Here is an 11,197-nt window from a genome sequence, read left to right as displayed (position 1 = left end):
AGCCGGCATCAGGCGCCGCCCGGTTTCAACGGGCGGCGTTTTTTCTGTCCTGAATCCGACAAGCGTTGCTTTTTGGCAACGGTGCGGCGCATTGCGCACGGTGTGGCCGCCATGCGGCGGAATCAGGGTTGCCTGCCTAATAATCACTCATGTATGACAGTCCTGCTTACGAATTCGGCATGGTGCCGGCGCGGTGAAGCGCGAAGGCTAGGCAATTCGGGCGGATATGGTTTGGCATGAGGGTTGCTACATTCCCGGCAACTCTGACAGTTCATCGAGGGGGTCAATGATGTATCGACACAATCTTCGTCGCCGTTCCCTGGTTTCGGGCGCGATTCTTTCGGCGGTTCTCGGTCTGGCGGCGACGCCGGCCTCCGCCGATTTCTCGCTGTATGAGCAGGGTGGCCTGAAGATTGACGGCGCCTTCGCCGGCGGCGTCACCCTGTTCACCAGCCCGGGCGCCCAGTTCGGCGCCGGTTCGTGGACCAACAACGGCGGTGTTCCCGGCAAGCGCATCACCGGGCATTCCAACTGGTCCGAGACCTTCCTGCATCCCGAGCTGAAGGCCTCCTACACCACCGAGAAGTACGGCACCTTCTACGGCGACGTGTCGGGCCAGTTCACCATGACCGGCGGCCATGGCGAGCCCTCGCTGATCTCCACCACCTACGGCCATCCCTGGATGGTCGAGCTGGAGAACCTGTACGGCGGCTGGAAGTCGGGCACCACCCTGACCGGGCTGGGCCTGGACGAGAACGGCCTGGACCTGTCGGGCGGCCGTCAGAGCTTCCGCGTCGCCGACGGCTTCCTGATCAGCAACGGCACCAACAACATCGGCAAGCGCGGCATGTTCTGGACCCAGTCCCGGACCGCCTTCGCCCAGACCGGCGTGGCCAAGTTCTCCTCGGGCCAGCTGCGCGGCGACGTGTTCTATCTGAAGAACAACGCCTCCAATACCGTGATGCTGCCCAGCCTGTACGAGAATGCCCAGACCTCGGTGGTCGGCGGCAATATCGAACTGTTCGGCAATGCCGATCAGGTCGAAGGCAAGGCCGCTCCCGATGGCGCCGCCAATTACGCCGACCGCAAGTGGTATGGCGGCATGACCGTGTTCCGGGTGGCCTCGGCCGACAGCCGTGGCGTCTACGGCTTCAACAACGGCATCGCCAACACCACGGTGACCAACACCCTGTCGTCGGCCCGTGACGGCATGACCGTGTTCTCCTTCCACGTGGGCGGCAATCCGCTGCCCTTCCTGCCGGACTTCTCGCTGTACGGCAACGCGGTGAAGGAAAACAACAACACCCGCAATGCCAAGGTGGACGCCAACGCCTACTACATCGAGCCGGGCTACCAGCTGTCGGATGTGGCCTGGACTCCCAAGCTGTCCTACCGCTACGCCCACTTCTCGGGCGACAAGAACCCCAACGACGACAAGAAGGAGGCCTATGATCCCTTCTTCTACAACGCCATCACCCGTGGCTTCGGCACCTGGTTCATCGGCGAGATCGTCGGCAATTACGTGATCTCCAACTCCAACGTGAACATCCACCAGCTGACCTTCAGCATCAACCCGCGTGATGACCTGAAGCTCTCCGTCCTGGCCTTCAACTACCAGTACGATGCCAAGCAGCAGCAGGGCAGCGCCGCGGTGACCTCCAACGATCTCGCCCGCGAGATCGACGTCACCGCCGAGTGGACCATCAGCGACAACGTTCTGCTCTCCGCCGCCTTCGGCGCCGCCAAGGCCGGTCGTGGCTACAAGCAGAACATCAACGCCAACTCCAACCCGGCCGGTCTGCCCATGGACAAGACCTGGCTGCTGGGCGAGACCTCGCTGGTCGTGAAGTTCTAGGCTTCGAAACGCTCGGCCCCCGGTTCCCTTCCCGCGCGGAAGGGGGCCGGGGGCCTTGCCGTTTCAGAGGGCTGGAAAGTTCGTGCCCGCCGCGTCATAGTAACATAGCACTATGAGGTTTGGCGGGGAGGGATGTGTTGGCACCCGACAACGGCGCGGCAGGCGGCAACAAGCGCCAGTTTGCCAGGCAGAATTGCGGCACGGAATGCACCTTCGTGCTGGACGGCATGGAAAGCCGCGTCTATCTGCTGGACGCGTCGCGGGGCGGATTCAAGCTGCGTTTCGAGCAGGCCGAGACCGCCATGGCGGCCATGGCGCCCTTGCCGCGCGACATGACCATCGCCGACCAGTTCTCCAAGATGCATGCGACCATCATGTGGGCCAGCGGCGATCTGGCCGGATGCCGCTTTTATCAGCACCTGTCGCTCGACGACGTGGTGCGCATGATGACCGGCCACTTCCGCCTGCAACTGGCCCCGCCGGCGAAGCCCGAAACGGGGGCCTGAGGCCCCGTCGCCGGCTTGACTCCGCCTGGATTGGGCGGGTGTTCGGGCTATCAATTGTCACTCTCGTGACATATCATGGAACCGGTGAAACGCTTGTGAGGTTTGGTCGTGCCATCCGACGATCCGACGGAGCATGAGAACCGGCGCGAATTTACCCGGTTGCGCAGCAGCGCCGAGTGTATATGCGTCTTTGGCGGCAAGGAGAGCCGCGCGGTCCTGATGGACGCCTCCCGCGGCGGCTGCAAGCTGCGTTTCGAGGAACCCGATGCCGCCATGGCGGCGATCCTGCCCGTTCCCTGCGACATCGTCATCCGGGATGAGGAATCGTCCATGCCCGCGACGGTGATGTGGGCGAGGGGTGATCTGGCGGGTTGCCGGTTTCAGCAGCCTCTTTCCCTGGACGAGGTCTCGCGGATGCTGGGCGGCAGGTTCCGCCTCGAGGTGTTGAGGCAAGTGTCCCAGGGCACGTCCGCCCCTCGGCCGCATATCGAGAGCCGTGCCGAGGCCGAGGCCCGTCAGGAGGCGGAACTGGCCGCCAGGATTCTCATGATGGTCGAGGCGGAGGAGGAGCCGCCTAGCCGGCCTTCCTGACCTGAGTCCGCGCCAGATCGCGATAAGCCGCCACTTCCTTGCTGATGTGGTGGAAGAGAACTTCGTCCACCATCTGGTAGATCTCCAGGGCGCACTGACGGGCCTGCTTTTGGGTCTTGATCTTGGGGATCAGCTTGCGGCACAGGTCCACGAAGGCCATGGTCAGGGCCGCGTGGTTCATCTGGTGGCGTTCGGCCGCCTCGCCGCCATGGGTCTGGAGGACGGCCTCCTCGGTGGCGAAGGCCGCCTTCATGGCTTTGTAGATGGCGCCGGTATGGCCCGCCAGGATGCTCTGATTGAGGGCGGGGTCGTCCATGCCCTGGAAGAAGTCGGCCATGGCCCCCAACAGGCGCTTGCGGCCCTGATCCACTTCGGGAATGCCGGTTTCCAGGGACATGTTCCAGAGAAACATGTGATTCTCCGCCAAAGACGATGCGTTGCCGCAATCAAGACATAGTGATCAGGGGATTGGATGTCAAAGGCTTGAAACAACTTGCTTTTTCTTCTCACACTTGTTCACCTCCGCGTCAGGAAGCGTTACCCTGATCATCCAATGGGCACTCTCTGAATTGACCTGATCCCGCATTGGTCGCCGCCATCTCCGGCCGTGACACGGGCGGTGTTTTTGGCTAAACCCCACCTTCCTGTCGTAACCGAGCGCGAGCGAGCATGACCTCCACTCTTCCCGTCGCCACCCTGGCCCTCATCACCAACCGGATCGCCCGCGAACTGGGCGTGCAGGCCACCCAGGTGGCATCGACGGTACAGATGCTGGACGAGGGCGCCACGGTGCCGTTCATCGCCCGCTACCGCAAGGAGGCCACCGGTGGCCTGGACGATACCCAGCTGCGCACCCTGGAAGAGCGCCTGGGCTATCTGCGCGAGCTGGAAGACCGCCGCGCCGCCATCCTGCGCTCCATCGAGGAGCAGGATAAGCTGACTCCCGAGCTCAGGGGCCAGATCGAGGAGGCCGACAGCAAGGCGCGGCTGGAAGACCTCTATCTCCCCTACAAGCCCAAGCGCCGCACCAAGGCCCAGATCGCCCGCGAGGCGGGGCTGGAGCCCCTGGCCGACGCGCTGCTGGGCGATCCGGCCAAAGTGCCCGAGGCGGCCGCCGCCCCCTATGTGGATGCGGAAAAGGGCGTGGCCGACGTCAAGGCCGCCCTGGACGGGGCGCGCCAGATCCTGATGGAGCGCTTCGCCGAGGATGCCGAATTGCTGGGCAACCTGCGCGACGCCCTGTGGGACGGCGGCGTCCTGGTCTCCACCCTGGCCGAGGGCAAGGCGGAGGCCGGGGCCAAGTTCTCCGACTATTTCGACTACCGCGAGGCCATCAAGGCCATTCCGTCCCACCGCGCCCTGGCGCTGTTCCGGGGGCGCAACGAAAACGTTCTCAATCTGAAACTGTTGACGCCTGACGAGGCCGCCCGGCCGGAAGGCCAGGTTTCTCAAGGCCCTGGCGAGTTCGAGGCGCGCATCGCCCGGCGCTTTTCCATCCGCGACCTGAAGCGCCCGGCCGATCAGTGGCTGGCCGAAACGGTTCGCTGGGCCTGGCGCATCAAGATTCATCTGCATTTGGAGTTAGAATTGATGGGCCGGCTGCGCGAGGCGGCGGAAGCAGAGGCCATCCGCGTCTTCGCCCGCAACCTGCGCGCCCTGCTGCTCCAGGCCCCCGCCGGGGCGCGGAACTGCATCGGCCTCGACCCGGGTATCCGCACCGGCGTCAAGGTGGCGGTGACCGACGCCACCGGCAAGGTGGTGGAGACCGCCACCATCTATCCCCACCAGCCCAGGAACGACTGGCAGGGGTCGCTGGCGGTGCTCGGCCAGCTGGCCCGCAAGCACGGCATCAAGCTGATCGCCATCGGCAACGGCACCGCGTCGCGCGAGACCGACCGGCTGGTCATCGACCTGATGAAGCGTCACCCCGAACTGGGACTGGAAAAGCTGGTGGTCAGCGAGGCCGGCGCCTCGGTCTATTCGGCCTCCGAACTGGCGGCCAAGGAATTCCCCGATCTCGACGTCAGCTTGCGCGGCGCGGTGTCCATCGCCCGGCGGCTGCAGGATCCCCTGGCCGAACTGGTCAAGATCGACCCCAAGGCCATCGGCGTCGGCCAGTACCAGCACGACGTGGATCAGGTGAAGCTGGGCCGCACGCTGGACGCCGTGGTGGAGGATTGCGTCAACGCGGTGGGTGTCGAGGTCAACACCGCCTCGGCGCCGCTGCTGGCCCGTGTCGCCGGCCTTTCCCCCACCGTGGCCCGCAACGTGGTGGAGTTCCGCGACCGCTTCGGCCCCTTCGCCAGCCGTGAGGCCCTGAAGCAGGTGGAGCGCCTGGGCGCCAAGGCCTTCGAGCAGGCGGCCGGCTTCCTGCGCGTGGTGAACGGCGTCAATCCCCTGGATTCGTCCGCCGTCCATCCCGAGGCCTATCCGGTGGTGGAGCGCATCGTCAAGGCGACGGGCCGTCCGGTGAAGGCGCTGATCGGCGATTCCGCCTTCATCCGCTCGCTGGACCCCAAGGACTTCACCGACGAGCGCTTCGGCGAGCCGACGGTGAAGGACATCCTGAAGGAGCTGGAGAAGCCCGGCCGCGATCCCCGCCCCGAATTCAAGACCGCCGCCTTCAAGGAGGGCGTGGAGACGCTCAACGACCTCAAGCCCGGCATGATCCTCGAAGGCGTGGTCACCAACGTCACCAATTTCGGCGCCTTCGTCGATATCGGCGTCCACCAGGACGGCCTGGTCCACATCTCGGTGCTGGCCGACCGCTTCGTGCGTGACCCGCACGAGGTGGTCAAGCCCGGCGATCTGGTCAAGGTCAAGGTGCTGGAAGTGGACATGAAGCGCCAACGCATCGCCCTGTCCATGCGCATGGACGCCCAACCCGCCCCGGCCAGGAAGGACGAACCCCGCCGTGACGACCGCCGGCCGGCGTCGCCGCCCCAGCGGCAGGCCGCGCCCAAACCCGACGAGGGCGGCGGGGCCTTCGCCGCCGCCTTCGCCAAGGCCAAGCAGAAGAAGTAGGGGCACTTCTCTTCCCGTCGTCACCGGGCTTGACCCGGTGATCCATATGGCGCCGCTGGAAAAGCGTGGATGCCCGGATCAAGTCCGGGCATGACGGCCAGGAAGACACGCATCCCATTCCCCCAATTCCCAAACGGAATAGCGCCGGCCGCATTCCCCCTATGCGTCGGTACAACTAGACTCACCGGTTCAGTTTCCTATACCGTCCAGCCGGTACAGTGATGCTGTCATGCTGAGCGACAGCGAAGCATCTTTCAGCCGCAGGCGTCCGCCGTCATCGCGTGAAAGATCCTTCGGCCAAGCCTCAGGATGACAGCGGCGGCTGAGTGACGAGGACTGATTGCCCATGAGCACCCGCGAGAGAATCATCGATTCGGCCATGGCCATCGTCCGCGACCAGGGCGTCAACAAGCTGACCCTGGACGCCGCCGCCAAGGAGGCGGGCGTCAGCAAGGGCGGCGTGCTCTATCACTTCAAGAGCAAGGACGACCTGATCCGCGGCATGGTCCAGCGCCTGATCGACCAGTGCGACCAGCTCAACCGCGAACATTACGAGCGCCAGCCCGAGGGGCCGTACCGCTGGGCGCGGACCCTGGTGCATGCCTGTTTCGATCCCAACGGCCCGGCCTTCGATCCGGTGGGCGGCGCTTTGCTCGCCGCCGTCACCGTCAATCCCGACCTCGTCGCTCCCATCCAGTCCATGTACGACCGCTGGATGGAGCGCATCCAGAGCGACAGCCCCGACCTGGAGCGGGCCGGTCTGATCTGCACCGCCATGGACGGCGTCTATTTCCAGCGCCTGATGGGCATCAACCTCAGCGATTCCGAGGGGGCCGAGCGCCTCAAGCGGCACGCCCTCGACCTTTTGAAGTAACGGAGCCTCGTCATGAAAGCCAAACGGATGATCATCATGCTGGCGGGCTCCGCCATCGTGTTCGGGGGGGTGTTCGGCTTCGTCGCCTTCAAGAACCACATGATCAAGCAGTTCTTCGCCACCATGCCCAAGCCGGTGGTGGCGGTGACGGTGGCCAAGGCCGGACTGACCGAGTGGCGCAACGTGGTGCCGGCGGTGGGCACGCTGCAGGCGGTCAACGGCGTCGACATCTCCGGCTCGGCGGCCGGGCTGGTCAAGTCCATCGCCTTCGAATCCGGCCAGGAGGTCAGGAAGGGCGCCGTCCTGGTGCAATTGGACACCGACGTGGAGATGGGCGACCTTCGCAGCGCCCAGGCCGAACTGGTCCTGGCGCGCACCAGCTACGACCGCAGCGCGGCGCTGTTGAGGTCCAACACGGTCAGCGTCTCGGCGCTGGAAAAGGCCGAGGCCGAGCTGAAGGTGAAACAGGCCAAGGTGGCCGGCCTCCAGGCCCAGATCGCCAAGAAGACCATCACCGCCCCCTTCGACGGGCGCCTCGGCGTGCGCAAGATCGATCTGGGCCAGTACGTCCAGCCGGGGCAGATGGTGGTCAACCTGCAGGACCTGTCGCTGATGCTGTGCGACTTCACCGTGTCGCAGAAGGAGCTGTCCCTGGTCGGCGTCGGCCAATCGGTCCGCATGACCACCGACGCTTGGCCGGGCGTGGTGTTCGAGGGCCAGGTGGCCGCCATCGAGCCGCTGGTGGACGCCAGGACCGGCATGGTCTCGGTCCAGGCCCGCTTCCCCAACGCCGACGGGCGCCTGCGCCCCGGCATGTTCGCCCGCATCGAGATCGAGCGGCCCCTGGGCGCGCCGGTGGTGACGGTGCCCGCCTCGGCGGTGGCCTACAACCTGCACGGCGACGCGGTGTTCGTGGTCAGGGAAGAGGCCGGGGCCGACGGCAAGACGGTCGCCAAGGCCGAACGCGCCGTGGTCAGCGTCGGCGAGCGCAAGGACGGTCTGGTGGTCATCAAGTCGGGAATCGCCGCCGGCGACACCGTGGTGACCTCGGGTCAGGTCAAGCTGGAGCACGGCTCCCTGGTGAGCGTGGCCGCCAGCGATCCCTTGAAGACGGCGGCGGCCGACGCCGTGCGGTAACCCCGCCGTCATTCCGAGCGGAGCGAGGAATCTCCGCCCGGACGATGGCGCCTTTTGAAATTCCGCCGGAACAGGCCGAGATCTCTCGCCTGCGGCTCGGGATGACAGTCAAGTGAGGTGGCGCAAGCCGCCGGAGAGGACCGGGATATGTTCGACATCTTCATCAAGCGGCCGGTCCTGGCCGCGGTGGTCAGCCTGCTGATCCTGTTCATCGGCCTTCGCGCCCTGATGAGCCTGCCGGTGCGCCAGTATCCCGAGATGACCAATACGGTCATCACCATCACCACCACCTTTCCCGGTGCCGACGCCGACATGATCCAGGGCTTCGTCACCCAGCCGCTGCAAAAGGCGGTGGCCACGGCCGAGGGTATCAACTACCTGACGTCGCGCTCCATCCAGGGCCTGAGCGAGATCAAGGCCTTCATCCGCCTCAACGACGACCCGGAAACCGCCATGACCGGGGTGATGAGCAAGGTGGCCGAGGTCAAGAGCCTGCTGCCCAAGGGCATCAACGATTCCATCATCAAGAAGGAGACGGGGCAAAGCTTCGCCTCGGCCTATCTCGCCTTCTCGTCGGACCGTTTGAGCCAGCAGCAGATCACCGATTACGTCATGCGGGTGGTGCAGCCCAAGCTGGCCGCCGTGCCCGGCGTCGCCAATCCCGAACTGTACGGCGGCCAGAAATTCTCCATGCGCGTCTGGCTGGACCCGGAAAAGCTGGCCCAGCACGGCATGGGGCCGGACGACCTGAAGACGGCGCTCACCAGCAACAACTTCACCTCGGCCTCGGGCTCCACCAAGGGCGCCTATGACGTGGTCAACACCCAGGCCTCCACCGACCTGAAAAGCGTCGAGGAGTTCCGCCAGCTGGTGGTCAAGCATGACGGCTCGCGCCTGGTGCGGCTCGGCGACGTGGCCAATGTGGAGCTGGGGCCGGAAAACGACGACATGAGCGTGTTCGCCGGCGACGAGCGGGCCATCTTCGTCGGCATCTACACCACGCCGGAAGCCAATCCCCTGTCGGTGATCCGTCAGGTGCGCGAGGAAGCGCTGCCCGCGCTGCAGGCCCAGCTGCCGCCGGGGCTCACCGCCAAGATCGCCTACGATTCCACCCTGTTCATCGACGCCGCCATCACCGAGGTGGCCAAGACCATCGCCGAGGCCGCCATCATCGTCATGGTGGTGATCTTCTTCTTCATGGGCTCGGTGCGCTCGGTGGTGATTCCGGTGGTCACCGTGCCGCTGTCGCTGATCGGCGTGGCGGTGCTGCTGCTCTCGCTGGGGTTCTCCATCAACCTCCTGACCCTGCTGGCCATGGTGCTGGCCATCGGCCTGGTGGTGGACGACGCCATCGTGGTGGTGGAAAACGTCCACCGTCACATCGAGGAGGGCCTGACACCCTTCAAGGCCGCCCTGGTGGGCACGCGGGAAATCGCCGGGCCGGTCATCTCCATGACCATCACGCTCGCCGCCGTCTACGCCCCCATCGCCTTCATGGGCGGCCTCACCGGTTCCTTGTTCAAGGAATTCGCCCTGACCCTGGCCGGGTCGGTGGTGGTGTCGGGAATCATCGCGCTGACCCTGTCGCCCATGATGTGCTCGAAGATCCTCAGGCACGACGACGACAAGAAGGGCCTGACCGCCCTGATCGACCGCACCTTCGACCGGGTGCGGGCCACGTACGAGAGATGGCTGGCGGCATCGCTGGCCGACCGGCCCACCACCCTGGTGTTCGCCCTGATCGTGCTGGGCTCGCTGCCCTTCCTGTTCCTGGCGGTGCCCACCGAACTGGCGCCGGAAGAGGACCAGGGCGTGGTGTTCACCGCCTATAACGGCCCGGCCTCGGCCAACACCGACTTCATGGAAGTCTTCTCGCACCAGATCTCCACCAAGCTGAAGGCCTTCCCCGAAACCGACGAGACCTTCCTGATCAACGGCATGGGCGCCATCAGCCAGGGCTTCGGCGGCGCGGTGCTGACGCCGTGGGAGGACCGCAAGCTCTCGGCCAAGGCCCTTACCGCCGCCATCCAGCAGGCCCTGAACGAGGTGTCGGGGGTCAAGGCCTCGGTGTTCCCGCCGCCGCCGCTGCCCGGCGTCGATGGCTTGCCGGTGCAGTTCGTGCTGTCCTCCATCGCCGATTACCAGCAGCTCAACGAGATCCAGGGCGAGCTGGTGAAGCGGGCCCAGGCGTCGGGCATGTTCGCCTTCATCGACGCCGACCTGAAGATCGAAAGCCCCCAGACCCAGGTGATCATCGACCGCGACAAGGCGGCGGCCTACGGCATCTCCATGCAGCAGATCGGCGACGCGCTGGGCACCATGACGGGGGGCAATTACGTCAATCTGGTCAACCTCCAGGGCCGCTCCTATCAGGTCATTCCCCAGGTGCCGCGCGAATTCCGCCTGGACCCCGCCCAGCTGGGCCGCTACCACGTGCGCTCGTCGTCGGGGGCGGCGGTGCCGCTGTCGTCGCTGGTCAGCCTGGGGGCCTCGGTCCGTCCCGTGTCGCTCAACCAGTTCAACCAGCTGAACTCGGTGACCATCCAGGCCTTCCCCATGCCCGGCGTCACCCTGGGACAGGCGCTGGACCTGCTGCGCGGCCTCGCCGACGAATTGCTGCCCCAGGGCACCACGGTGGATTACGCCGGCCAGTCGCGGCAATACGTGCAGGAGGGCAACGCCCTGGCGATGACCTTCGTCTTCGCCCTGATCATCATCTTCCTGGTGCTGGCCGCCCAGTTCGAAAGCTTCCGCGACCCGCTGGTGATCATGGTCTCGGTGCCGCTCTCCATCTGCGGCGCCCTGATCCCCCTGGCTCTCGGCGTGGCCAGCATGAACATCTACACCCAGGTGGGTCTGGTCACCCTGATCGGCCTGATCACCAAGCACGGCATCCTGATCTGCGAGGTGGCCCGTGAACGCCAGGAGGCCGAGGGTTTGAATCGCGCCCAGGCGGTGATGGTCGCCGCCGGCCTGCGTCTGCGGCCCATCCTGATGACCACGGCGGCCATGGTCACCGGCCTGATCCCGCTGCTGTTCGCCAGCGGAGCGGGGGCGGCGTCGCGCTTCTCCATCGCCGTGGTGATCGTCGCCGGCATGACCATCGGCACCGCCTTCACCCTGTTCGTGCTGCCGGTGATCTACACCTTCGTCGCCGCCGAGCGCCGCACCCAGCCTGAAAGCGTGCCCGAGGGAGCCCCCGCCGAGTGA

8 protein-coding genes are annotated in these 11,197 nt (G+C 65.7%); 7 read left to right on the top strand and 1 reads right to left on the bottom strand.

From position 1 onward, the window contains the following. Positions 1-286 precede the first annotated feature (286 nt). The 3 genes from ACV4UZ_RS13700 (at position 287) to ACV4UZ_RS13690 (ending at position 2,952) form a co-directional block, all read left to right on the top strand. Positions 287-1,855, top strand: a complete 1,569-nt coding sequence (locus tag ACV4UZ_RS13700) for an alginate export family protein (protein WP_491601365.1) — start codon at positions 287-289, stop codon at positions 1,853-1,855. Positions 1,856-1,992: 137 nt separating this feature from the next. Further along, the gene (locus tag ACV4UZ_RS13695; RefSeq protein WP_491601364.1) at positions 1,993-2,361 is read left to right on the top strand and encodes a PilZ domain-containing protein; all 369 of its coding nucleotides are present in this window, start codon (positions 1,993-1,995) and stop codon (positions 2,359-2,361) included. Positions 2,362-2,520: 159 nt separating this feature from the next. Then, positions 2,521-2,952: a PilZ domain-containing protein gene (locus tag ACV4UZ_RS13690; protein ID WP_491601431.1), complete on the top strand. Its 432-nt coding sequence runs from the start codon at positions 2,521-2,523 to the stop codon at positions 2,950-2,952. Here the strand turns inward: ACV4UZ_RS13690 and ACV4UZ_RS13685 are convergent. After that, a complete protein-coding gene (locus ACV4UZ_RS13685) occupies positions 2,936-3,364 on the bottom strand; it encodes a bacteriohemerythrin (protein ID WP_491601363.1) in 429 nt (142 codons plus the stop codon). The genes ACV4UZ_RS13690 and ACV4UZ_RS13685 overlap by 17 nt on opposite strands. A gap of 257 nt (positions 3,365-3,621) precedes the next feature. Here ACV4UZ_RS13685 and ACV4UZ_RS13680 point away from each other — a divergent pair, with 257 nt between their 5' ends. The 4 genes from ACV4UZ_RS13680 (at position 3,622) to ACV4UZ_RS13665 (ending at position 11,197) form a co-directional block, all read left to right on the top strand. Next, positions 3,622-5,976 (top strand): Tex family protein, encoded by a 2,355-nt coding sequence (locus ACV4UZ_RS13680; RefSeq protein ID WP_491601362.1) that lies wholly within the window; start codon positions 3,622-3,624, stop codon positions 5,974-5,976. A gap of 346 nt (positions 5,977-6,322) precedes the next feature. Next, entirely contained in the window at positions 6,323-6,850 is a 528-nt protein-coding gene (locus tag ACV4UZ_RS13675; RefSeq protein ID WP_491601361.1) for a TetR/AcrR family transcriptional regulator, read from the top strand. Between the two features lie 12 nt (positions 6,851-6,862). Further along, a complete protein-coding gene (locus ACV4UZ_RS13670; protein ID WP_491601360.1) occupies positions 6,863-7,987 on the top strand; it encodes an efflux RND transporter periplasmic adaptor subunit in 1,125 nt (374 codons plus the stop codon). Positions 7,988-8,134: 147 nt separating this feature from the next. Next, positions 8,135-11,197: an efflux RND transporter permease subunit gene (locus ACV4UZ_RS13665; RefSeq protein WP_491601359.1), complete on the top strand. Its 3,063-nt coding sequence runs from the start codon at positions 8,135-8,137 to the stop codon at positions 11,195-11,197.

This window comes from Paramagnetospirillum sp. (genome assembly GCF_058402745.1).
The sequence above is the reverse complement of the archived record's forward strand: the minus strand, read 5'-3'. Positions and strand labels throughout refer to the sequence as shown.